This window comes from Pontibacter sp. GD13, assembly GCF_058216355.1.
Map to the genome: position 1 here is coordinate 439,960 of NZ_JBYZMQ010000002.1, position 24,889 is coordinate 464,848.

The 24,889-nt window shown below is 47.4% G+C and carries 20 protein-coding genes and 1 tRNA gene; 18 read left to right on the forward strand and 3 right to left on the reverse strand.

Annotated features, from left to right (window positions below; translation table 11 throughout):
* Positions 1-20: 20 nt before the first annotated feature.
* The 11 genes from AC4BAN_RS05540 to AC4BAN_RS05590 all read left to right on the forward strand — a co-directional run bounded on the left by AC4BAN_RS05540 (position 21) and on the right by AC4BAN_RS05590 (position 13,300).
* A complete protein-coding gene (locus AC4BAN_RS05540) occupies positions 21-512 on the forward strand; it encodes a SixA phosphatase family protein (protein ID WP_490563381.1) in 492 nt (163 codons plus the stop codon).
* Positions 513-623: 111 nt separating this feature from the next.
* Positions 624-1,370: a ParA family protein gene (locus AC4BAN_RS05545; protein ID WP_490563382.1), complete on the forward strand. Its 747-nt coding sequence runs from the start codon at positions 624-626 to the stop codon at positions 1,368-1,370.
* Between the two features lie 146 nt (positions 1,371-1,516).
* A complete protein-coding gene (locus AC4BAN_RS05550; RefSeq protein WP_490563383.1) occupies positions 1,517-6,028 on the forward strand; it encodes a HAMP domain-containing protein in 4,512 nt (1,503 codons plus the stop codon).
* Complete coding sequence (locus AC4BAN_RS05555; RefSeq protein ID WP_490563384.1) at positions 6,028-6,612, forward strand: chemotaxis protein CheW; 585 nt, start codon at positions 6,028-6,030, stop codon at positions 6,610-6,612. Before AC4BAN_RS05550 ends, AC4BAN_RS05555 begins: the two co-directional genes overlap by 1 nt.
* A gap of 35 nt (positions 6,613-6,647) precedes the next feature.
* Positions 6,648-7,022, forward strand: coding sequence for a response regulator (locus AC4BAN_RS05560; RefSeq protein WP_490563385.1), 375 nt, complete (start codon positions 6,648-6,650; stop codon positions 7,020-7,022).
* A gap of 54 nt (positions 7,023-7,076) precedes the next feature.
* Complete coding sequence (locus AC4BAN_RS05565; protein WP_490563386.1) at positions 7,077-8,711, forward strand: chemotaxis protein CheA; 1,635 nt, start codon at positions 7,077-7,079, stop codon at positions 8,709-8,711.
* A 40-nt stretch (positions 8,712-8,751) separates the two neighbouring features.
* On the forward strand, positions 8,752-9,405 hold the full coding sequence (locus AC4BAN_RS05570; protein ID WP_490563387.1) for a chemotaxis protein CheC: 654 nt from the start codon (positions 8,752-8,754) through the stop codon (positions 9,403-9,405).
* A gap of 46 nt (positions 9,406-9,451) precedes the next feature.
* The gene (locus tag AC4BAN_RS05575) at positions 9,452-10,267 is read left to right on the forward strand and encodes a hypothetical protein (protein WP_490563388.1); all 816 of its coding nucleotides are present in this window, start codon (positions 9,452-9,454) and stop codon (positions 10,265-10,267) included.
* 130 nt (positions 10,268-10,397) lie between these two features.
* The gene (gene speE, locus AC4BAN_RS05580; protein ID WP_490563389.1) at positions 10,398-11,696 is read left to right on the forward strand and encodes a polyamine aminopropyltransferase; all 1,299 of its coding nucleotides are present in this window, start codon (positions 10,398-10,400) and stop codon (positions 11,694-11,696) included.
* A gap of 25 nt (positions 11,697-11,721) precedes the next feature.
* The gene (locus tag AC4BAN_RS05585) at positions 11,722-12,792 is read left to right on the forward strand and encodes an agmatinase family protein (RefSeq protein WP_490563390.1); all 1,071 of its coding nucleotides are present in this window, start codon (positions 11,722-11,724) and stop codon (positions 12,790-12,792) included.
* Between the two features lie 175 nt (positions 12,793-12,967).
* The gene (locus AC4BAN_RS05590) at positions 12,968-13,300 is read left to right on the forward strand and encodes a phage holin family protein (protein ID WP_490563391.1); all 333 of its coding nucleotides are present in this window, start codon (positions 12,968-12,970) and stop codon (positions 13,298-13,300) included.
* Between the two features lie 102 nt (positions 13,301-13,402).
* Here the strand turns inward: AC4BAN_RS05590 and AC4BAN_RS05595 are convergent, their stop codons facing one another.
* Positions 13,403-13,738 carry a four-helix bundle copper-binding protein gene (locus tag AC4BAN_RS05595; RefSeq protein ID WP_490563392.1) on the reverse strand — a complete coding sequence of 112 codons (336 nt, stop codon included), beginning with the start codon at positions 13,736-13,738 and terminating at the stop codon, positions 13,403-13,405.
* Positions 13,739-13,980: 242 nt separating this feature from the next.
* Between AC4BAN_RS05595 and recQ the strand changes: the two genes are divergently transcribed.
* Complete coding sequence (gene recQ / locus AC4BAN_RS05600; protein WP_490563393.1) at positions 13,981-16,116, forward strand: DNA helicase RecQ; 2,136 nt, start codon at positions 13,981-13,983, stop codon at positions 16,114-16,116.
* Positions 16,117-16,196: 80 nt separating this feature from the next.
* Here the strand turns inward: recQ and AC4BAN_RS05605 are convergent, their stop codons facing one another.
* Positions 16,197-17,579 (reverse strand): S8 family serine peptidase, encoded by a 1,383-nt coding sequence (locus AC4BAN_RS05605; protein ID WP_490563394.1) that lies wholly within the window; start codon positions 17,577-17,579, stop codon positions 16,197-16,199.
* A 536-nt stretch (positions 17,580-18,115) separates the two neighbouring features.
* Here AC4BAN_RS05605 and AC4BAN_RS05610 point away from each other — a divergent pair.
* Together AC4BAN_RS05610 and AC4BAN_RS05615 are read left to right on the forward strand one after the other, a co-directional pair.
* The gene (locus AC4BAN_RS05610) at positions 18,116-18,889 is read left to right on the forward strand and encodes an XRE family transcriptional regulator (protein WP_490563395.1); all 774 of its coding nucleotides are present in this window, start codon (positions 18,116-18,118) and stop codon (positions 18,887-18,889) included.
* 184 nt (positions 18,890-19,073) lie between these two features.
* Complete coding sequence (locus AC4BAN_RS05615; protein ID WP_490563396.1) at positions 19,074-19,793, forward strand: pirin family protein; 720 nt, start codon at positions 19,074-19,076, stop codon at positions 19,791-19,793.
* Between the two features lie 287 nt (positions 19,794-20,080).
* Here the strand turns inward: AC4BAN_RS05615 and AC4BAN_RS05620 are convergent.
* Positions 20,081-20,154: transfer RNA gene (locus tag AC4BAN_RS05620), tRNA-Met, on the reverse strand.
* 136 nt (positions 20,155-20,290) lie between these two features.
* Here AC4BAN_RS05620 and AC4BAN_RS05625 point away from each other — a divergent pair.
* From AC4BAN_RS05625 to pnp, 4 genes are all read left to right on the forward strand, one after another.
* Positions 20,291-20,695, forward strand: coding sequence for an START-like domain-containing protein (locus AC4BAN_RS05625; protein WP_490563397.1), 405 nt, complete (start codon positions 20,291-20,293; stop codon positions 20,693-20,695).
* Between the two features lie 104 nt (positions 20,696-20,799).
* The gene (locus AC4BAN_RS05630) at positions 20,800-22,212 is read left to right on the forward strand and encodes an LptF/LptG family permease (protein WP_490563398.1); all 1,413 of its coding nucleotides are present in this window, start codon (positions 20,800-20,802) and stop codon (positions 22,210-22,212) included.
* A gap of 115 nt (positions 22,213-22,327) precedes the next feature.
* Positions 22,328-22,603, forward strand: a complete 276-nt coding sequence (gene rpsO, locus AC4BAN_RS05635; protein WP_490563399.1) for a 30S ribosomal protein S15 — start codon at positions 22,328-22,330, stop codon at positions 22,601-22,603.
* 131 nt (positions 22,604-22,734) lie between these two features.
* Entirely contained in the window at positions 22,735-24,873 is a 2,139-nt protein-coding gene (gene pnp / locus AC4BAN_RS05640; protein ID WP_490563400.1) for a polyribonucleotide nucleotidyltransferase, read from the forward strand.
* Positions 24,874-24,889: the final 16 nt, after the last annotated feature.

The window sequence follows — 24,889 nt, forward strand, 5'->3', positions numbered from 1 at the left end:
CGGGCACACGCTTCTTTTATATGCAAAGAAAAATTCTACTCTGTCGGCATGCTGAAACCGAAGACGCATTTCCACTACAGCCTGATTTTGAACGTGATCTCACAAATCACGGTATCCAGCAAGCCCGTGATACAGGCGCCTGGCTTCGGGAGAAGGTGAGTAAAGTAGACTGTTTCCTGACTAGTCCGGCCAGGAGGGCCCTGGCTACTGCAAGGATAATCGCCGGAAAGCTCTACTATGAGGCAGAGGACATAAAGCATGTGCCTGAGCTGTACAATGCAAGGGAGCAGGTGCTGCTGCAGTACCTGGCTAATTTACCCATTGATGTTCGCACTGTTTTAGTGGTGGCGCATAACCCGGGTATTACGCGACTGACCCGCGATCTGACCCAAAAGTTAGTTGGCTACCTGGAACCCTCCGAGTTGGTGGCTATTGAAATTAATCTTCCCGCCTGGGAAGATATCTATTACATCAACGGCACTTTGGCCTTGAGTAATATAAAGCTGGCATGAGTGTTAATGCATAAACACGTTGTAACTGCTTTTAATATTGAGTTTATTTCCTAATTTTATACTTATATAGCATCCTTGTAATGCAAACACGAGGTTATAAGCATCTTCTGTATGAAACAAACAACTGTTGCTGTCATCAATCAAAAGGGCGGCACTGGTAAAACCACCACCACTATTAATTTAGGAAGCGCTTTAAGCAAACTGGGGAAAAAGGTGCTGCTCGTAGATCTGGATCCACAAAGAAACCTGTCCTATTCACTGGCTGTTTCGAATTCTGAAGCCACCCTGTCCGACGTTTTCTTAGGCAACAAAAGTATAAATGAAATTCTGGTCGAGAAAAACGGACTGTGGATCGCCCCGGGTTCCAATGATCTGGTCGATATTGAAATATCGCTGGTGTCTGAGAAGAACCGGGAATCCTTTCTGAAAGATATTCTGGCGCAGGTAAAGGGTTTTGACACCATACTTATAGACTGCCCGCCTTCGCTCTCAGTCCTGACGCTAAATGCCCTTTCAGCCGCCGGGGAGGTGTTGATACCTTTGCAAATGGAAGTGCTGACCTTGCAGGGACTGGATCAGATTATGAACACGGTAGAAAAGGTGCGGAAGACCTTCAACCCAGAACTAATTATTAAAGGGATCGTAGTGGTGATGTTTGATGTGCGCAGAAAACTTAGCCAGGAGATTCTGGATTACCTGCATGAGAGTGTTCAGGAGCATATATTTAAAAGCCAGATACGCCTGAATGTGAAAGTGGCAGAAGCCCCCTCTTTTGGTAAAAGTGTGCTGGACTATGATGCTTCTTCAAACGGATCGAAAGATTACAAAGCGCTGGCAGCGGAGTTTCTGTCCAGATAGTGTGTCTATTCTGCTAAAATCATTCAGCTGATTTAACAAGAATTGACTAAATTGCAAGTATCCGGTCGTCTGTATGGCTGTGTACGCATTATGATTGATACCATTTCCAAGAAATAAAATCAATGGCCTTAGGTAAAAATTTGAAATTGAGCAAAGATAAGCTCATAAGTGAAGTAGAAGTGAATGCGGATCAACCTGTTGCTCCCATTACAAACAAAGAGAAGACGAAGCCTGCAACCAAGGCGAAAGCAGACTCAGCAGAGCCTACCCATGTAGAAGCTGTTAAAACAGCCATACCTAAAGCATCGCCGCCGGCTACCTTTACTTCCAACGGTTCCGGTAAAGGAAACGCTGGAAAGAAGCAGGTGTTGCCAAACAACCCGGAATACATCAGCGAGCAACTGAACAAAGTCCTATACGCACTGGATGCCTTTAAAAAAGGCGATATCTCCGTGCGTTTGACTAAACAAAACAACGATATTTTTGCCGAGATAGCCGAAGCCTATAACTCCATGGTGGAGATGATCGGTGGTGTAGGTGGGGAGGTGTCGCGTATTTCCAAAGTTGCCGGGGTGGAAGGTAACCTGAAGGCCAGAGCCTCTGCAGAGAGTGCATCCGGTTTCTGGAAGGATATGATCAACAACATCAACGGACTGGTGGATTCCATCGCGGTACCCGTTTTGGAAGTTGGGAAAGTATTGAAAAACATCTCACGGGGTAACCTGGATGAGACCTTCCAGATTCCTGTATCCGGTGACTTCAAAGTGATGGCGGAAACCATTAACCGGACCATTGATAACCTGAACTTATTTGCCGGCGAGGTAACCCGCGTGGCCCTAGAAGTAGGTACGGAGGGTAAATTGGGTGGCCAGGCATCTGTGCCGAACGTGGCGGGTATCTGGAAAGACCTGACCGATAACGTGAACACGATGGCCTCTAACCTGACGGCTCAGGTGCGGGACATTGCTAACGTGGCAACCGCCGTGGCAAAAGGAGACCTGACCCAGAAAGTATCTGTGGATGTGAAGGGTGAGATCGCTCAGCTGAAGGATAACGTGAACCAGATGGTGGACTCCCTGAACGTGTTTGCCGATGAAGTGACCCGCGTGGCACGCGAAGTGGGCACCGAGGGCAAGCTGGGCGGCCAGGCCAATGTGCCGAACGTAGGCGGAGTTTGGAAAGACCTGACCGACAACGTAAACACCATGGCCTCGAATTTAACGAGCCAGGTGCGGGATATCGCCAACGTGGCCACCGCCGTTGCCAAAGGCGACCTGACCCAGAAAGTTACTGTAAATGTAAAAGGCGAAATAGCCGAACTGAAAGATATCATCAACCAGATGGTGGACTCCCTGAACGTATTTGCCGGCGAGGTAACCCGCGTGGCGCGTGAGGTGGGCACCGAGGGCAAGCTGGGCGGCCAGGCCAATGTTCCAAAAGTGGAAGGCACCTGGAAGGAGCTGACCGACAACGTGAACTACATGGCCTCCAACCTGACCAGCCAGGTGCGGGATATCGCCAACGTGGCCACCGCCGTGGCCAAGGGCGACCTGAGCCAGAAAGTGACCGTGGATGTGAAGGGCGAGATCGCGGAGTTGAAGAGCATCCTTAACGACATGGTTGATCGCTTGAACGTGTTTGGCGCGGAGGTAACCCGCGTGGCGCGTGAAGTGGGCACCGAGGGTATTCTGGGCGGCCAGGCCAACGTGCCGAACGTGGCAGGTATCTGGAAGGAACTGACCGACAACGTGAACTACATGGCCTCGAATTTGACGAGCCAGGTGCGGGATATTGCCAACGTGGCCACCGCCGTGGCCAAGGGCGACCTGAGCCAGAAAGTGACCGTGGATGTGAAGGGCGAGATTGCCGAGCTCAAAGTGAATGTGAACCAGATGGTGGACTCCCTGAACGTGTTTGCCGGCGAGGTTACCCGCGTGGCACGCGAGGTAGGCACCGAAGGTAAGCTGGGCGGACAGGCCAATGTGCCTATGGTAGCCGGCGTTTGGAAAGACCTGACCGACAACGTGAACACCATGGCCTCCAACCTGACACAGCAGGTGCGGGACATTGCCAACGTAGCCATAGCCGTGGCAAAAGGCAACTTAACGCAGAAAGTGTCTGTGGATGTGAAGGGTGAGATTGCGGAGTTAAAGGATAACATCAACCAAATGGTGGACTCCCTGAACATCTTCGCCGGTGAGGTAACCCGCGTGGCCCTGGAAGTGGGCACCGAGGGCAAGCTGGGCGGACAGGCCAATGTGCCGAACGTGGCAGGTGTATGGAAAGACCTGACCGACAACGTGAACACCATGGCCTCCAACCTGACCATTCAGGTGCGAGACATTGCCAACGTGGCCACCGCCGTGGCCAAGGGCGACCTGACCCAGAAGGTTACGGTGGATGTGAAAGGTGAGATCGCACAATTAAAAGAGAACATCAACCGCATGGTGGACTCCCTGAACGTATTTGGCGATGAGGTAACCCGTGTGGCGCGTGAGGTGGGTACCGAGGGCAAGCTGGGCGGCCAGGCCAACGTGCCGAATGTAGGTGGCACCTGGAAGGAACTGACCGACAACGTGAACACGATGGCCTCTAACCTGACCTTGCAAGTACGGGATATCGCTAAAGTAGCGACTGCCGTGGCAAAAGGAGACCTGACCCAGAAAGTATCAGTGGAAGTGAAGGGCGAGATACTGGATCTGAAGGAAAACCTGAACCAAATGGTGGACTCGCTCAACATCTTCGCTGATGAGGTAACCCGCGTGGCACGCGAGGTGGGTACCGAGGGCAAGCTGGGCGGCCAAGCCAACGTGCCTAAAGTTCGTGGCACCTGGAAGGAGCTGACCGACAACGTGAACACTATGGCCTCCAACTTGACACAGCAGGTGCGGGACATCGCTAATGTGGCTACTGCCGTGGCAAAAGGCGACCTGACGCAGAAAGTGTCTGTGGATGTGAAGGGTGAGATCGCGGAGTTAAAGGATAACATTAACCGCATGGTGGACTCGCTCAACATCTTTGCCGGCGAGGTTACCCGTGTGGCGTTGGAAGTGGGCACCGAGGGCAAGCTGGGCGGACAGGCCAATGTGCCGAACGTAGCTGGCATCTGGAAAGACCTGACCGACAACGTGAACACGATGGCCTCCAACCTGACCATTCAGGTGCGGGGAATCGTGAAAGTAGTAACGGCAGTATCGAAAGGAGACCTGACCCAAAAGCTGACCTTAGAAGCCAGCGGTGAAGTGGCTGACCTGGCAGACACGATCAACAGCATGGTGGTTGACCTGAACAGATTGGCAGGTGAAGTTAGCCGTGTGGCAAGAGTAGCAGGAGTAGAAGGCAAACTGACAGAGCGCGCCACCTTACAAGGAGTGGGCGGAAGCTGGAAAGAACTGGTGGACACGCTGAATGACCTGCTTGAGTCTATCGTGACGCCCGTGCTGGAAGTGTCCAGAGTGGTGCGCGGCATATCGGAGGGCGACCTGACACAACGTGTGGAAACCCAGACTGCCGGAGATATACTGGACATGGCCACCGCCCTGAACCTGGCCGTGGAGAACCTGAACACCCTGCTTGGAGAGATCAATGACTCCTCGCTGGTAGTAGGAAGCTCTTCTGAGGAAATGGCATCCAAAGGGTTGGAAATGAACAAGATAACACTGGATGTGGCCCTCGCTATGCAGCAAATGGCAGAAGGTGCGCAGAATCAGGCCCTTAAAACGGACCAGGCTTTCAAATTGATCGAGGAGATCATGAAAGCGACTAAAGAAACGGCCAATCGAGCTGAAGTGGTGAACAAGGCTGCCCTGTTAGGTGAGCAAACCTCGCAGCTCGGCCTGAAAACCGTGGCTGAAGTGGTGAAGAACATGGAGGAGATCTCAAGCTCTGCCTCGCTTACCTCTAAAACCATTGAAGTACTGAGTACCCGCTCTCAGGAAATCTCTAAATCCCTGGGAGTGATTACAGATATCGCAGCCCAGACTAACTTGCTGGCTTTGAACGCCGCTATTGAAGCAGCACGTGCAGGTGATGCCGGAAGGGGGTTTGCTGTGGTAGCCGAAGAAATCAGGAAACTAGCGGAAGGCTCGCGCAAGTCGGCCAGCGAGATTGCTACCCTGGTAGAAGATGTGAAAAAAGATACAGCCTCTGCCGCAACCGCCATCTCTACCATGGAAGGACGCGTGTCGAAGGGTAAGAACGCGACATTCGAGGCTTCGGGAGCATTTAAAAATATTGCTTCGTCCAGTGGTGAGACCCTCCGCACAGCGCAGGATATTTTAACCGCTACCGAGATTCAGAAGGCTTCCATTGGCGATGTGGTGAAATATGTGGAGGAAGTAGTGGCCATTGCTGAGCAAACAGCATCCGGAACACAGCAGGTTGCGATCACAGCCAAGCAGCTTTCCGCTTCCATGCAGGTGCTTACCTCTTCATCTCAGAACCTGAACGATATCGCTGCCGATCTGCAGATCAGTATCTCTGCCTTTAAGCTGATAGACGGCAACCTGGTGTTTACCGGAAACAAGAACCGCCGGATGCTCTCTATCCCTTCAAATCAGAAGTATGATAGGGCTGTAACGGGCAATACCCGGCAAGCAACAGGTCCCAAGAGTGCTTCTAATGGTTATTCTAAACCAAAAGACGTCAAGAAAAAGTGATGGCAACGAAACAGAAAAAAGTAGATAAGGCCGAATCCGTTGCTGCACAACAAGAAGTGGCCCAACAGGAGATATCGCAGGCAAATCAAGCCGAGAACAAGGAAACGCCCGCTAATGACCCCATGGTGCACCTGATCGTGTTCAAACTGGGGGTTGAGTTCTATGCCATTAAAATTGATCAGGTGAAAGAGGTTACCACAACGCCTACAATTACGCGCATGCCGCGCACACCTGATTTTGTGAAAGGAGTTGCGAATATACGCGGGGATATTATTGCCATCATAGACATGGAGCAACGCTTCGGAATCCGTCCGGCCCCTGCACCGGAGACACTCCAGCCGAACCTTTCCTATACACTTGTTATTGAAGCGAAAGCATACAGTATTGGTGTGGTTGTAAAGGAAATGCCTCAGTCATTGAATCTGGCAATGTCTAAAATCGATCGTGCTCCTTCCTTTTTACAGGACACTACTATTCAGGAAAACTACATAGAGGGCATTGCCAAAGTGGACAACCGCCTGATTATCGTGCTGGATATGTTCAAGATCCTGACAGGCGATGAAATACAGCAACTGACACATTAAGAAAAGCAACCTGAATTCACTTATTAATCTGAATTATGAAAAGAATACTGATCGTAGATGATTCTTTCTACATGCGCACGATGCTAAAGAATATGCTGACAGACGCTGGTTATGAAGTAGTGGGAGAGGCGCCTAACGGACAGACCGCCTTAGAACTGGCAAAGCAGACGAGCCCTGACTTAATTACTCTGGACGTGATCTTACCTGACAACACTGGTCTGGATGTTTTGAAGGGAATTAAGAAGGACCAGCCTGACATGAAGGTAATCATTGTAAGTGCCGTAGGGCAGGAGGTGATCGTAAACGAAGCCATTGAATATGGCGCGTTGTCTTACATAGTGAAGCCATTTTCGGAAGAAAAAGTACTGGAGGCAGTTGAAAAAGCCCTAAAAGAAGAACCAAATAGCTAAAATTAAAGAAGCGACAGGTTGGCTTTGTGCACGTAGTGCAGCTGATTGGTTTATATGAAGTCGAGAGAACAGGAGTATAAGGAAATTTTTATTGCTGAGGCTTTAGAGTATTACGATGCTCTTAACAGGCATATCAGCGAACTGGAGAAAGAACCTCAGGATGAACGCATTCTGTCGGAGATATTCCGTTTACTGCATAACCTGAAAGCCAATGCGAAGGCAATCGGTTACCTGCAGATATCGGACGTTTCCCATAAACTGGAGACTGCTTTCAGCCTGATCAGGAACAAAGAGCTGAACTTTAGCGATGAAGTAGTCATGGTTCTCTTTGATGGGGTAGACATGCTGGGGGAGCTGATCAATAACGTAGACAACCCCACGCCAGTAAACCTTGACCCCATCCTGCTGCGCAACCTGGACATTATCGTTGACAGCATTTCTGACAGTACGATAGAGCTGGCGAAGGTACAGAAATATACTTCCGCTAAAAGCCTGTCATTGTCCGACCTGATCTACATTCAGATCAAGAAGCTGGATCACATGCTTAACCTGGTTGGGGAGTTAATGATTGACCGCGACCGCATACTCTCGATCAGTAAAGAGTTAAATCACGATGACCTGAAGAACGTGAGCTCACATTTGTACCGCATCACAGATGAATTGCAGTACAGTGTAATGGATGCGCGCCTGGTAAATATCGGAACACTGTTTAACAAGTTTCCGAGAATTGTGCGCGACATTGCCTTTGCAGAGCAGAAGGAGGTAGATCTTAAAATGGTCGGGCAGAATATTCAGATTGACCGAAATATTTTACAGATTATTACCGACTCATTGTTACACCTGGTGCGCAATGCCATATCACATGGCCTCGAAAAACCAACGATCAGAGAAAAGGCTGGTAAGTCCAGAGCCGGGAACCTACTGCTGAAAGCCCGTAATGACCGTGACAATGTGGTGATCACTCTGACTGATGATGGTAAGGGCATCGACCTGGGCCAGGTGAAGAAAGCAGCTGTAGAGCGGAACATGGTTTCAGCAGAGATTGCTGAGAACCTTCATGATTCTGAGATACTTTCTTTTTTGTTTGAGCCTGGTTTTTCCATGGCCAAGGAGGTGACAGAGTATTCAGGGCGGGGAGTAGGCCTTGATGTGGTTAAGAATGCCATTGACTCCATTGGAGGCAGACTCCATGTAGACTCTGCAAAGGGCCTAGGAACCACCTTTACCCTACAACTGCCAACCTCGATTGCTGTTAAGGGCGCGCTCTTGTTTGAGGTAGATGAGATTTTCTACGCTATTCCGCTTATACATACTGAGTTGGTAGTAGCCCTCGAGAAAGACGAATTGCATGAGGTAGGCAACGTAATGGTAGCTGATGTGAATGGAGAGAGTGTGACCGTGGTGTACCTCCATGAGCTACTGAATGCACCAGAACATGACATGAACCTCGGTGACATGTCCAAGCTGAAAGGTCAGGTACAAAATGTGATCATCGTATCTTACAATAACAGGAAGCTTGGTTTAATTGTAGATAAATTGTATAGGCAGCAGGATATAGTTATAAAGACGCTAAGCAAACCATTAGACAAGATCGATCTGTATGGAGGCGTTACTTTACTTGGTTCCGGCAGGGTATGCCTGGTGCTTGATGTACCGGCAATTACCCGTTATTTTATGAATCAAAGGTGAGCGGAAAGACAATTGGCGTTGGAAGTTTAAACCCATTTCTATGGCAGACATGATGGAACCTCATATAACTGAGCTTGAAAGAGATATAATCAAGGAAATCATAAACATCGGCCTGGCAAGGGCGGCAGATTCGTTTGCCGTTATTGCCAAAGACAAGGTCTTGCTTAAAGTTCCTGATATTCAATTGATTGAAGTAGATCGGCTGATTGACCTGGTTACTAAGTACGAAGGCACACACAATATCATTCAGTCTGAGATAAAAGGCGATTTTAATGGGGCTACGCTCATGCTTTTTTCTGACGAACATATTATCAGGCTATCAGAAGTATGTTTAAGCATGCTGGATGTCAAAAAAGGCGAACTCTCTGTAATGCAGGAGTCCCTGCTGTTGGAGATCAGCAATATCATTACAGGCTCGCTGGTTACGCAGTTAGCGAACATTCTGAAGGCTAAGATTTACGGCTCGCCTCCCATGGCCCCGAAAAACCACATTGCAGATTCTTTAAAAGACATTCTGGTGCAACACCCATTGTTTAAGCCCCTGGTGTTTACGGTTGTTACCAGATTCACGCATAACTCTAAAAATGTAGAACTGCCTTTGCTTCTGTTTTTCGATACGAAGACGCTTATTAAAATCCTGAACATTATCCGGACCTTTGAATTAGGAAAGAATAATTTTACAGAAGTGGAGTAGAAGCAGGAAGCTCGTAAAAGATAAAGAGAAAGTATAAACCCGTTTCATGCCCAAAACCCGCCACTCTTTAAGCCGATATGAAATTATAGGCTATGCGCTGATTGTTGCTGGTGTAGTTGTCCTTGTTTGGGGTACTGTAAAATTTGATCTTTTACACGAGCTGTACTTGGAGCCGGAGGCCCGGCACAACGGTATTTTTGGTGAATACGGGGAGTTTATTGGTGGTATCGTCGGCTCTTTATGGGCATTAGCCGGCGTATTTCTTTTCTTTGCCACCCTTACCTACCAAAAGCGGGAGTTTGAGCTACAACGCTACGAACTCCATAAAACGCAGAAGATATTTCAACAGCAGAATTTCTCCACACTTTATATCAGCTTCGTAAACAAGCACAACGACATCATAGATTCGCTGGTGGCCTATGACATCAGCGAGAGCTCTTGGAAAGGCAGTAATTTCTTTGTTTTCTTCCAGGAAAAGGTTTTAACCTCTTTTGTTCAAAAAGCACGCGTACTGGCCCCGGAAGAGAAGACAGAAGTCGGCCTGCTGCGCATATTCGAGGATTATTTTACCTACCACTTCAGCTTTTTCCAGAACAGCCTCGATCCCTACCTGAAAAATTTAAGCGTGCTTTTCCGTCTCATACAGCGTTACCGTACTGAAACACAGGACCAGGGGGAATATTATAGCTTCATCACCAAAGCAAGCCTGACACAGGCGGAGCTATTTTTGATTTACCATGTTGCACAGTTTAACCTGCTGAAAGAATTCAGCACTTTTGATGATGCCTTTGATGTTTTCGAAGATCTGGTGGAGGAATATAAAGCGTCTTTTGTAGTAAAGCAGGAATTAATTACAGCCTGATGTGTTAAGTCATGCAAGGGCGGCCTTGATTCTTAAAGCAAGCATACGTTAAGAGCCCCTTTTTTTGATTATAGCAGCTTATTTCGTTTTTTTGCTGTCTTATTTATTTTTTCAACCTTTCATACCCTAGATGAACGCTTTAGGCAGACATATTTTAGTTGAGTTTTACGATTGTTCCCCTGACCATATGAACGATGTTGTTCATATAGAGAACAGCATGGTAGCCGCCGCCGAAACAGCAGGCGCTACGGTGATCAACAGTACTTTTCATCACTTCTCCCCATACGGTGTTTCCGGTGTGGTTGTCATTCAGGAGAGCCATCTGGCTATACATACCTGGCCTGAATATGGGTATGCTGCTGTAGACCTTTTTACCTGCGGCGACTCCGTAGACCCGTGGGTATCTTATAATTATTTAAAAGAGGCATTTGAAGCCGGCCATGGCTCATCCATGGAGTTGCGTCGCGGGCAGCTAAACCTACTGAAGCGAAACGATTTTAACCTGGAGGCTTTACGCGATGTATCTGATATGCCGAATGCAGCACCTGCTACCATCACGCGTGATGTATGGTTTACGGAGCGCGATGAAAATATCGCTCTTTCTTTAAAGCATTCGGGTAATCAACTTTACAAGAAAGACTCCCCTTATCAGCGTGTGGAGGTATTCGAAACATTGGCTTACGGAAACATGCTGACCCTGGATGGCATGGTGATGTGTACCCAGAAAGACGAATATGTGTACCATGAAATGATCACTCATGTGCCCATGTTCAGCCACACGAAAGCAAAGCGTGCTTTGGTGATTGGTGGCGGAGATGGAGGCACAGTGAGAGAATTGCTGCGCCATGAGCAGTTAGAGGAGGTTACGCTGGTGGAAATCGATGCTTTGGTGATAGAAGCCTGCAAGCTTCACCTGCCTGAGATCGCGGTAGCCTTTGATAATCCTCGTCTGAACCTGCTGGTGGAGGATGGAATAAAGTATATCCAGGCATGTGAAGACGGAAGGTATGATCTGATCATCATCGACTCAGCTGATCCGGTTGGTCCCGGCGAAGGCTTGTTTACCGCAGCCTTTTACCAGGAAGTGCACCGCTGCCTGACACCCGACGGTGTTATGATCACACAGTCGGAGTCACCGCGCTTTAACAGTGCCGTTTTTGTAGAGATATACGACACTTATAAGCAGATATTCGGGAACGATAAAGTGCATTGCTACCTGGCTGCCATTCCTACATACCCGACAGGTACCTGGAGTTTCTCTTACTCTTCCAAAGGCGCATCGCACCCTCTTTTGTTTGATAAGGCGGCGGCAACCCGATTCTCACAGGAGCAAGGTTTAAAATACTACAACGAGGATATTCATACAGCCGCTTTTGCACTGCCTAATTTTGTAAAAGACCTGCTTAGTAACGTATCCGGTAAAAAATAACAGACCACATCCATTTCTGCATCACATGAATAGCAAAGAGAAAAAAATAGCTGCTTTTGACCCGAATGGTGTCGGCGATATAAGTGGCGGCCTGTTTGGTCTTCCTTTTTCAATAGCTGAATCAGAGGTCGTTATAATTCCAACCCCCTGGGAGGTTACCGTTTCGTACAGCGCAGGTACTGCACAGGGGCCTGAAGCCGTACATGCCGCTTCGCCACAGCTTGACCTGTATGAGCCGTCTGTGAAAGATGCCTGGAAACTGGGTATCGCCATGGAGGAGGTTTCGGAAGTATGGGCTGCTACCAGTGATACCCTGCGGGAGAAGGCCGAGGCATATATAAATTGGCTGGAGGCAGGGAGCCCCGAGATCGGGCAATCAGAATTCCAGCATCTGCCGGCCGAAGTCAATGCGAAGGGCGAGGAGTTTTTGCAGTGGCTGAAACAAAAGGCAACAGCCTATCTTGAGCAAGGGAAGCTTGTCGGTGTCTTAGGCGGCGATCATAGTACGCCCCTTGGCCTGATGCACGCTCTGGCCGATAGGCACGAGGAGTTTGGCATATTGCAGGTGGATGCCCATGCCGATCTTCGGGATGCATACGAAGGATTTACTTACTCCCATGCCTCCATCATGTTTAATGCGCTTAAGCTGCCCCAAGTCAAGAAACTGGTACAGGTTGGCATCCGCGATTTATGTCAGGCAGAGGCAGAATTGGCAGATCAGTCTAATGGCAGGATCACCATTTTTTATGATAGCGTACTGAAAGAGAACCTCTATGCCGGGGACAGCTGGAAAAAGGAGTGCAAAAAAATTATAGCGCAGTTACCACAAAAGGTTTACATCAGTTTTGACATCGATGGCCTGGACCCTAAATTGTGTCCGGGCACCGGTACCCCGGTACCGGGCGGACTGGAGTTTGAGCAGGCTGTTTTTCTGATCAAGCAACTGGTGAAGTCTGGTAGGGAGATCATCGGTTTTGACCTCTGCGAGGTTGCACCTGGTGAGAGTGAGTGGAACGGCAATGTGGGCGCCCGCATGCTACTGAAGCTTTGTAATTTGATGGCCGTGTCGCAGAAAAGACTGGAAGCAGAGTTTTAAATTCTGATTTGATAGCGCTCAAGCTATCCGAGAAGTTTGCTATTGTATTTTACCTTAAACCCCATGAAGATATTTTTTCATGGGGTTTATCTTTATGAAATACTTTGCGTATAGAAAAACTTATATTAAAAAAACGTGATATTTATACTTTAATTCACTTTCTAACTTCTATCTTATGGGCTTTATTCTAAAACTGATCATAACGGCTGCGGCGGCCATGCTAAGCGCCTACATACTGCCGGGGGTACACATTGACAGCTTTCTGACTGCTGTCATACTTGCCTTAGTGTTGGCGGTTTTAAATGCCGTTGTTCGACCGGTACTTATTTTCCTGACCATTCCGGTCACGGTTGTTACCTTGGGACTTTTCCTGCTCGTAATAAATGCCCTGATCATTTTACTGGCCGACTGGCTGGTGGCTGGTTTCGATGTATCCGGGTTTCTGGCAGCACTCTTGTTCAGTTTAGTGCTTGCAATTATCACAGCAATCATCGATATGATCTTTTAAAAATTAAAAGTAACGCAAATTAACCAGCATCACTTTGAGCTATAAACAAAGAAGAGGCCCGGTAAAACGGGCCTCTTCTTTGTTTTAAAATAGGCTGATTGCTTATTTGTTCTTCATCCACTCTTCACAGGCATCGGCACATTCTTTACAAATGTCGGCGCAGTGCTGGCAATGGTCTGTGTCGTGCTTGCGGCATTCCTGTTCGCAGATACGGCAAATTTCCACGCACTCCCGCATCACATGCTTGGCATGCTCCGAGTTGCGGGCCACAAATTGTGCGGTGATCATACAAATGTCTGCACAATCGCGGTCAATCATAATGCAGCGGGCCATCATCTTCACATTGTCCTCCTGCAGGCAAAGTGTCGCGCAGGTCTCACACGCCGTCATGCACTTCACCAGCATGTGCTCCAGGTTGTTCGTTATTTCTGATTTCATAGTTTAAAATTTATAGATTCGTAATGAATTTAAATACGGTTACTATAGGGCATAGTTATAAGTAGACCTTTCCAGAACGGTGATTTTTAGTAATTCCGATGAATTATTACTTCACCCTAAATGTACTATATGGTTAAAAGGTAAAAGGCAGTCGCACTCGTTATTGACGTAACGAATGGTTACCTTTGGCCTTTAAAATGTGATGCGTAAACAGTGGTGCGCTGGTGATTGAAGGATAAGACATGGTAACGATTCGGGAAGCCAGAGAGGCTTTAAAATTATACTTCGGGTACGAGCAGTTTCGGCCAATGCAGGAGCAGATCATTGAGGATGTGCTGCAAGGCCGCGATGTGGTTGTGCTGATGCCGACCGGTGGGGGTAAGTCAGTTTGCTTTCAGGTGCCGGCCGTGGTGATGCCCGGGGTCTGTGTAGTTGTTTCGCCTCTCATCGCCCTCATGAAAGACCAGGTGGAGGCCTTGCTTGTAAACGGGATTCCTGCCGCGTACCTGAATAGTTCGCAGAACGCCGAGCAGCAGTATGAAATTGAGAATGCCTGCCTGAACGGCAAATTAAAACTACTGTACGCCTCCCCGGAGAAATTATTGTCTCCCGGTTTCATGTCTTTTCTGAAGCGTCTCAACGTGTCGTTGTTTGCCGTAGATGAAGCCCACTGTATTTCCTCCTGGGGACATGACTTTAGGCCCGAATATACCCAACTGAAGGCATTAAAGCAGCAATTCCCCACCGTGCCGGTTATCGCCCTGACGGCTACTGCCGATAAGCTGACCCAAAAAGACATACAGGAGCAACTATGCTTACAGCACCCATCCGTCTTTACTGCATCGTTCGACAGGCCCAACATAAACCTGATGGTGAAGCCGGGCAAAGACAGGTTTAATAAAATAACCGACTTCCTGAGTAAAAGGCACGCGCAGCCAGGAATTATTTACTGCCTAAGCCGGAAGGCAACCGAGTCACTGGCTCAAAAATTAAAGTCTAGCGGCTATAGTGCCACGTATTACCATGCCGGTATGTCTCCCAATCAGCGGGCGAAATCGCAGGATGATTTCCTGAAAGACAATGTGCAGGTCGTTTGCGCCACCATCGCCTTTGGAATGGGCATCGACAAATCGAATGTGCGCTGGGTCATACACTATAACCTGCCTAAAAACATAGAAGGATACTACCAGGAAATTGGCCGTGCAGGCCGTGACGGCGCCACCTCTGATGCGCTGCTCTTCTACAGCTTTGCCGATGTAATGAATATGCGCAGCATGCTGCAGGACAACCAGGCTAAAGAATCGCAAACGGAGTTGCAACTGGTAAAATTGGAACGCATGCAGCAGTTCGCGGAGGCTGCCGCCTGCAGGCGGCGCATTTTGTTGCAGTACTTTGGCGAAACCATGAAAAAGGACTGCGGCAACTGCGATATTTGCCGGAACCCACCCACCCGTTTCGATGGCACACTGCTGGCACAGAAAGCGCTGTCGGCAATTGCCCGAACGCAGGAAAGGGTAAACCTGGGTTTGCTGGTGGACGTGCTGCGGGGAGCCCGCACGAGCCAGGTGATGCAAGCCGGTTTTGACAGGGTGAAGACGTATGGCGCAGGGCGCGACATCAGTATCCTTGACTGGCACCGGTACCTGCACCAGCTCTTAAACGAAGGCTTTATGGAAATGGCCTATGACCAAGGGTATACTTTAAAACTCACCGATAACAGCAAGCAGGTATTATTTGAGGGCCGCAAGGTGCAGTTAGTGAAGTTTGAGGACAGGCAATTAGCAGAGCCAGCTGTGAAAGCCCGCCCAAAGCGGGAGTTAATAAAAGATGCCCTGTTCGAAAAACTGCGTACCCTTCGCAAAAAACTGGCAGACGAAAACGGGGTGCCTCCATACGTGATCTTCACGGACACCACCCTTCAGGAAATGGCGGCTGAAAGGCCGTCAAATAAAATTTCTATGCTGGCCATTTCCGGTGTTGGCGCTCAGAAGTTTGACAGGTACGGTGACGTGTTCATCAGCAGTATCATCGACTTTATAAACGAGGAGCAGGAGAAGGGTAGCAAAATAAAAGGCGCCACGCACCTGGCCACCTTCGAACTGCTTCAGAAAGGATGGAATATAGAACAGATCGCGCAAAAGCGCAGTTTAAATCCTGTTACAGTGTTCTCGCATATCGCTACCTTATACGAGCAGGGTTATGCTGTGAACCTGGGCCAATATGTCACCAGGGCTGAATATGGCAACATATCAAAAGCCATAGCCAAGTTGGGTGCAGATGCTAAACTAAAGGATATCTTCGAGTTCTTGAAAGAAGAGTATGCCTACTATAAGATCAGGCTCTCCATCTCTGTTTATAAAAAGGAGCATAGTCTTTAAGGAGTCATTAGCTCTGCTTAACACACAAGAGGCTGCCAATTACTGGCAGCTTATTCTTAGCAAGCCTATCTTGCAGCTGCCTATTTTAAAGATGCGATCGGGTCGGGGGAATTATCCTTATCACCGGTGATGGTACCCTGACTATAAACGCTACCGCGCAACAGCAAGATACCGGCCACATGTGGTGCGGCAAAGGAAGTGCCGCTTCCGCCGCTGCCAATACTGCCTCCCTTTGTGGTAACCGTCACATTCACACCTGGTGCTGCAAAGTCCACGGAGGCGCCATAATTAGACGAGGACCACAAACGATTGTAGCTGTCCATGGCTGATACAGTGTAAACACCTTTGGCATCCACGCGCGCAGGTGAACTTCCGGCACAATCTACTCCCGTATTTCCGGCAGCAATGGAAAATAAAAGACCTTTCTCTGCTGCAGCCCGCACCGCATTATCAAGGGTAGAGGATATGCCGCTGCCCAGGCTCATGTTGATCACATCACCTGGTTTGGCGTAAAGAGCGGCGTAGTTAACCGCAGAAATCGCTCTGGAAACCGTGCCCTGCCCTGCATCGTCAAAAACACGCAAGGCTACCACCAAAGCGTTTGCGGCAACTCCTATCATGCCGGTTCCGTTATTTTTTGCGGCGATTATGCCGGCCACCGAGGTACCATGGCCATAGCCATCTTCAAAAGAATTGTTTCCATAGATGAATGACGCGCTTCTGGTCATGTTAATGTTGAGATCCGGATGCGCCGTATCAACCCCCGAATCAATAATCCATACAGTTTTGCCAGTACCATCGCCGTACCCCACGCGCTCAATGTTCCAGGGCACGACTTCCCCTGGTATAGGAGTAATGGAAACATAAGCGTTAGGGCTAGGAGCCACTGGTTCCTGGGGTGTAGGTGAGGGATTGACAGGTTCAGATACAACCGGGGGAGCCGGGGAGGGAATGGCGGGTTTGGGTGCCGGATTTGGCTCTTGATCTACCGGTCCCTTGTTTTTATTCTTCGCTTTATCTTTTAGGTCTGAGAGATAATCTCTTAACCTGGTATTTCGCAAAGAAATGTGCCTGTCCTGTTCAAGATAGGCGATATCCGGGTTTCTGAGAAGCGACTGTATTTGATCCTGGTTTAAACGCGCTGCAAAGCCGTTTACAAGTCCGTCGAGTTGCTGAACAACCTCCTGGTTGTCAATTTGAGCGTATTTGAGGGTGCGGGCACGTAAACCGGAAATAGAACTGCGTGTTGAAGCTGACGTTGCCTCACTTAATGATGCATTGGGATCAGATTTAAAAACGACGATGTATTGTCCTGGAATAACTGCTCCTGTTTCATATGCCGTGGTTACTGGTTCCGAGAACTGACTTTCCATCAGACCCTCACGCTGGCAACTAAACAGGCTGATGATAGGGGTAAAGGCAATACAGAAGGTTAACCTTCTTAAAGACAAAACAGGGAACATAGGCTCTTAAAATGTAAAATTGCTGCTTATGAGAATAACCTTTTAATCATTTTTTCGTAACCCGGCATTTTTGTTAAAAGTTCATACTTTGCCAAATCTATTGGCTTGATATTTTACAATTAATGGAAATTGATTACCAGTTAAAAAAAGTCAGTTTTGAGCTTGAGAAATAGACAGACAGCGCCGTTACTTGCTTTTGTAAATTGCACCCTATTTTTTTAAAATATTCCTGTTAGCAACAACTACCTGTAAAATAATAAGTTGCGACTTAAATTTACTCGTATTTTTTGGCGCCAGCCAAAAAAAATATAAATAAATATACTCTTAAGGCATCCATAAGTGCATAGCAAAACGAAATCCATTAAAACAATATAATTAATATAAATATATATTTGATAAGTTATATTTTAAGAGGTTTAAAATTTATTTGCTAATATAATTAGTTTTATTTAAAAAAATTAGTATATTTACATCACCTGGGGAATTCCCGGGTTATTGTTAGCAATAATTGGCTAAAACTGTTGGCATCATTATTTATGGTAACTTCAAATATTAGATTTTTGCGCAAGCAGGCAGGTTATACACAGGCGCAACTTGCTGAGCAGTTAGAGATAAAGCGCTCTTTGGTAGGCGCCTATGAAGAGGGCAGGGCGGAGCCGAAATTGTCTACTTTGGTCAATATTTCCAAGCTTTTTTCTATCACCCTTGACCAGTTAATCACCTCTGATCTATCGGATACTGAATCAGGTCGAAATACAGCGGTTGGGGAAACGGGTGGCAAACTCAGGGTGTTAGCCATCACAGTAGACGATCACCAGCGTGAGAACATTGAACTGGTGCCCCATAAGGCCAGCGCGGGCTACCTCAATGGCTACGCCGACCCAGAGTTTATTGAGGAACTGCCGCGTTTCCGTTTACCAATGCTGGGTAACACAGGTACTTTCCGGGCATTCGAAATCAGCGGGGATTCCATGCTGCCTATTGCCTCAGGCACCGTAATAGTTGGCCAATTCGTTGAAGACTGGGCTTTTTTGAAAGACGGTACGCCCTGTATCATTGTAAGTGAAAAAGAAGGGGTAGTATTTAAGCGGGTGTTTAACAAGATCAAAGATACCTCTTCTTTGAGGCTACATTCCGATAACCCGGTGTATTCGCCTTATGAAATCGGCGTTTCAGATGTATTGGAGATTTGGGAGGCCAAATCCTATATCAGCTCGTCTTTTCCGATTGCTGATTTGTCATTGGATAAACTGTCTTCTATCGTACTGGACCTGCAGAAAGAAGTACAGAAACTAAAAAAAGTGGAATAGCTGCATGATGCAGCTCATGCATTTTCAAACCCTGCCTCATGAGGCAGGGTTTGACGTTTAGAGGGCTTTTATCTGGACAGGATATGGTTTTCTTTAACTAGAAGTGCAATTATCCGTAAAGCATAGCGATAAAACTATTTACTGTCACTTTTTATACTTAAGAAGTCTTTATAGCATCGCACCAATGATAAAATTAATTACTGCAACAGAACGGCACGAGGCCAACGTAAAAGATTGGCTTTCCTCGCACTATCTTTTCTCTTTTGCGGATTATTACGATCCGGCAAATGTACAGTTTGGGCCATTAAGGGTCTTTAACGACAATAGAATGAAAGCCCATTCTGAACTTCCCATGCATCCGCACGCTGAGATGGAGGTGCTTACGGTAGTGGTTGATGGAGAACTCACACACAGGGATAGCCTGGATAATGAGACTGCGCTGGCGCCGGGTCATGTGCAGCGCATGTCGGCAGGCACTGGCATAAGTCATTCAGAGGCAAATAAGGGAGACAATCCTGCCCACTTTTATCAATTCTGGTTCTTGCCCAACAAGAAGGGGCTTGCCCCGTCCTATGAACAAATGAAGATCGATTTTCAGGACAATAAAGATCAGCTAACCCCGCTTGCAACCGGACAGAAAGTTTTGGAAGATGTGGTGTTTATGAACTCAAACTCTACTTTATACTTTGGGCAACTCGGTCAAAGTAAAGATATTGATTTCAAGACCTTCAAGATCAGAAAAACGTTAGTATACGTTATTGAAGGAAGCCTGCTGGTAAATAATGTGGAGCTTGATAAAAACGACCAGATCAGACTGGAAAACCTGGATATCGTGAGTATACATGGTACTGCCGATGCATCCTTCTTTTTGATTGATGTACCGGCACTGGAGGTGAATTATTAAAAAAACCTGTGCTCTTTGAGCTGTAAAAATATACTTATTCCTTTTTAATAAAAGGGGTAAACCATACTTTTCAAGAGGGACTTGTTTCGTAAGCGCCTGGCGCAAAGGCTTGCCCCAATTACAAGGAGCATTAAGTTTTACATTCAGAGGTTTCCATCTAAGCGTTGGATCCCTGGTAATTATAGCCTTAATCGTTAAACAGGTACACTGGTAAGCCCGTTTTTCGTGATGTGGAAATTGATTGAATGTAAATAAAAAAAGCCTCAGACACGCGTTCTGAGGCTTTGTAGCGGGGAGCAGAATCGAACTGCCGACCTCAGGGTTATGAATCCTGCGCTCTAACCATCTGAGCTACCCCGCCGTTTGGAGTGCAAATATAGCTGTTTGGATTTTAAATTTGCAAGCCGCTCTTTAAAAAAAAAATATTTTATTTTTAAGATATATAAAGAATCAAAAATAAGTACTAACATTACTATTGACACTTACATATTCTTTTTATGACGAGAGCAACCAAGTCCAAATTTGTTCGTGAATATCCGATCAATGCCTCCGCAAAGCTACTTTACCCATACCTGAGCACACCCAGTGGCCTGGCACAGTGGTTTTGTGACGATGTTCTCGTCGATGAAGATAAAAACTACAACTTTGTATGGGATGGCCGGAATCATTTCGCCGAGATGACGAACCATCGGCTTAACCGCTCTGTGCGCTACCTTTTCCTGAACGACCAGAAAGAACACACCTCCGACGCCTCCTACGTTGATTTTTCTATAGAATCCAGTGAGCTTACCCAGGAGCAGTACCTAAAGATCATTGATTATACGGATGAAGAAGATCAAGAGGAGCTGGAGGAGCTGTGGGATAACTTATACCTCAATTTAAAGGAAATAGTAGGAGGGTAGTTTCATTACAGTTGCAACTGCTTATCTTTGCACGATTTTTGGATGGGGCACGTTGCCTATAGATAACCGTGCCGCTGTTGGCTATGCTGCCATTTTTAGCCCTCATGAAGAAACTAGATAAGCTGATATTAAAGTCCTTTATTGGGCCGTTTGCGCTTACATTTGCTATTGTCGAGTTCATTTTGCTCACACAGTACATGCTAAAGTATCTTGACGAGCTGGTCGGGAAGGACTTAGGCGCCTCCTTGTTTGGCGAGCTGCTCTTTTACTTCAGCCTGAACATGGCTCCTGTCGCCCTGCCCCTTGCCGTGCTCCTTTCCTCACTCATGACTTTTGGCACCCTGGGCGAACACCATGAGTTAACCGCCATCAAAACCTCCGGCATCAACCTCACGCGTGTGCTTCTCCCTGTCTTCCTGCTGGTGGTTGTCATTTCTTTTGGCGCTTTTTTCTTTAATAACAACATCGTTCCGAAGGCTAACTTAAAAGCCTATAGCCTGCTCTGGGATATAAGGCAGAAAAAACCTGCCATGAACTTTAAAGAGGGCGCTTTCTATAACGGCTTGCCCGGTTTCAGCATCAAGATCAATGAGAAGGTGAATGATCAGGGCGCCATGAAGGACATCATGATTTACGACCACTCAAAAGGAGGCTCCAACACCAGAGTTATACTTGCTGACTCAGGCAGAATGTACACAGACTTGAACGACGCCTACCTGGTGATGGAGCTTTATGAGGGCAATACCTATGTGGATGAGAGTGGTGGCGCTTTTCGCTCATCCAACGAGCAGTTCGTGAGGCAGGCCTTCGATGAAAGCAAGATCATACTTAGTTTGTCCTCCTTTAACCTGGATAGGACCCGCGAAGAACTTTTTTCGGACAACAAGATGATGAAAAATATCTCCCAGCTTCATGTGGTGACGGACTCGTTGCGAAACTACGGATTAAGGGAGCAAAGGCTCTACCCCCAAAACGTAGACCCGTTCTACATGTACTTTAAAGCAGATACCAGCCAGGTTAAGAACGGGATGCGCCTGTCTGGGGAAAAGGTCCGGAAGGAGTTGCAGCCCGTAGACGCTGAGGTTCTGGCGCTTGCCACTAACAAGGCGCGCAATGTAAAGAGTTTTACCGGCAGTTATGTGGAGCGGATCAGCACAACCCTGCGGGATGCCAATAACTATGAGATTGAGATATGGCGTAAGTATACGCAGTCAGTAGCTATCCTGATCATGTTTTTGATTGGGGCCCCCTTGGGTGCCATTATTAAGAAAGGTGGACTGGGTGTGCCCGTAATCATCTCGATCATCTTTTTTATTATGATGTATGTGATGGGGATACTTGGTGAGAAGTGGGCGCGGGAGGGGCTTGTTTCAGTCGGAGCAGGGATGTGGGCTGCCAACCTGATCCTTTTCCCCATTGGTTTGTTTTTCCTGAACCAGGCCCGTAATGACTCTAGCCTGCTGGAAATTGACTTCTGGCGAAAACTGATGGCACGCCTACGCCGACGGAAGCTGTAAATGCAGGAAAAGAAGTATAGGTGATTAATTTTTTATTAAAATATATTTCCCTAACTTTGCGCCTTATACAGGAGTCTTACGAACGAAAAACACAGATTGATATTTATTATACACAATGAAATTAACTACTGAAGCGAAACAAGAAATTTTTGAAAAGCATGGTCTGGCCAAGTCTAAGACTGACACAGGATCTCCTGAAGCACAGATTGCGCTCTTCACTACGCGCATCGCAGACCTGACAGAGCACCTGAAGATTCATAGAAAAGACTTTTCAACTCGTTTAGGTCTTTTAAAGCTTGTTGGTAAAAGAAGAAGACTTCTGAATTACCTTCAGAAAAACGATATCGAGCGATACAGAGCTATTATTGCTGAGCTTGGTATCAGAAAATAACGGTTTAGCATTAGGGAATTCACGTAGGGGATTCCCTAATGTTTTTACACCCCCTTTCTTATTTCATTTTGCCAGTACCGACAGAGGCCACGATGGGTTGCCCTGTCTTTTTGATGTAAAAACTATTGAAGATGTCATATAACGCGATAAACAAAACAATTGCTCTTCCGGATGGCCGGGAGATCATAATTGAAACTGGTAAATTAGCAAAACAAGCAGATGGCTCTGTTGTAGTAAAAATGGGTAACACCATGCTACTTGCCGCCGTAGTTTCAAACAAAGAAGCCCGTGAAGGCATAGATTTCCTGCCCCTTTCTGTGGATTACCAGGAGAAATTTGCTTCCTCCGGTAAAATCCCCGGCGGATTTTTAAGAAGAGAAGCCAGGTTATCTGATTATGAAGTACTGGTTTCGCGTTTGGTTGACCGTGTGCTGCGCCCCCTGTTCCCGGATGATTACCATGCGGAAACACAAATGACAATCAACCTGATATCCGCAGATACCGACATCATGCCCGATGCCTTAGCTGCATTGGCAGCATCTGCGGCCCTGGCGGTATCAGACATTCCTTTCAATGGTCCCATTTCCGAGGTTCGGGTAGCACGGATTGACGGAAAGTTTGTGATCAACCCAACCGTAACGGACTTGCAAAGAGCCGACATCGACCTGATGGTAGGTGCTTCTTTCGACAGCGTGTCCATGGTGGAGGGAGAGATGAACGAAGTTTCTGAGTCTGAGATGCTGGATGCAATACAGTTCGCTCACGAAGCAATAAAAGTACAGTGCCAGGCGCAGTTAGAACTTGCCGAAATGGTAGGTAAACTGGAGAAACGCACGTATTCGCACGAAACACATGATGAGGCGCTGCGTGAGAAAGTACGTGAAGCAACCTATACCCAAACTTACGAAGTAGCCAAAAGAGGCAGCGCCAACAAGTCTGACCGTAAGGAAGGTTTTGCTGCTGTTCTCAAAGGATTTGTGGAATCACTGGGAGACGATCATGGCTATGACATGAGCCTGATTAAAACCTACTACCACGATGTGGAGAAGGAAGCCGTGCGGAACATGATTCTGAATGATAGAATACGCCTGGACGGACGTGCCCTGAATCAGATTCGACCAATTTGGAGCGAAGTGAATTATTTGCCCGCTACACATGGTTCTGCCATTTTCACACGCGGCGAAACACAGTCTTTAACCACTGTTACCCTGGGTACAAAACTGGATGAGCAGATGATTGACAGCGCCATGCTGTCTGGCACAAGCAAGTTCCTGCTGCACTATAACTTTCCTGCCTTCTCTACTGGCGAGGTGCGACCAAACAGAGGGCCTGGCCGCCGAGAAGTGGGACATGGCAACCTGGCATTAAGAGCGCTGAAGAAAGTGCTTCCGGCTGAGTCTGAAAATCCGTACACGATCCGTATCGTATCCGATATCCTGGAATCGAACGGATCGTCTTCCATGGCAACAGTTTGTGCTGGTAGCTTAGCCCTAATGGATGCCGGTGTTCCTGTAAAGGGAGCCGTTTCAGGTATCGCCATGGGTTTGATCACGGATGAGAAGACCGGTAAATTCGCGGTTCTTTCGGATATCTTAGGTGATGAAGATCACTTGGGTGATATGGACTTTAAAGTTGCAGGTACTAAAAATGGTATCACAGCTTGCCAGATGGACATCAAAGTGCGTGGTTTATCGCATGAGGTGCTTACACAGGCGCTTGAGCAGGCAAACGCCGGTCGTTTGCATATCCTGAACGAGATGAACAAGACGCTGGCCGAGCCAGCTGCTGACTACAAGCCACACACTCCTCGCTCATTCAACATCGTGATCGACAAAGAGTTTATAGGGGCAGTGATCGGACCAGGTGGAAAAGTGATTCAGCAGATTCAGAAAGATACAGGTGCCACTATCATTATCGAAGAGAAGAATGAGAAAGGCCATGTAAATATTTTCGCCAGCGATCAGGATGCCATGAACAGTGCGATTGCAAAAATCAAGAGCATTGTGTCGCAACCAGAGATAGGCGAAGAGTATATTGGAAAAGTTAAGTCAATTCAGCCTTACGGTGCGTTTGTGGAATTCATGTCTGGCAAGGATGGCCTGTTGCATATTTCTGAGATCAAGCATGAGCGTCTGGAAACCATGGATGGCGTGCTTGAGATCGGTGAGGAAATAAAGGTTAAACTTATCGACGTTGATAAAAAGACCGGTAAGTTCAAGCTTTCCCGCAAAGCGCTGTTACCAAAGCAAGAGGCTTCCCAACAAAAGTAATTCCTTATCCTAAAAC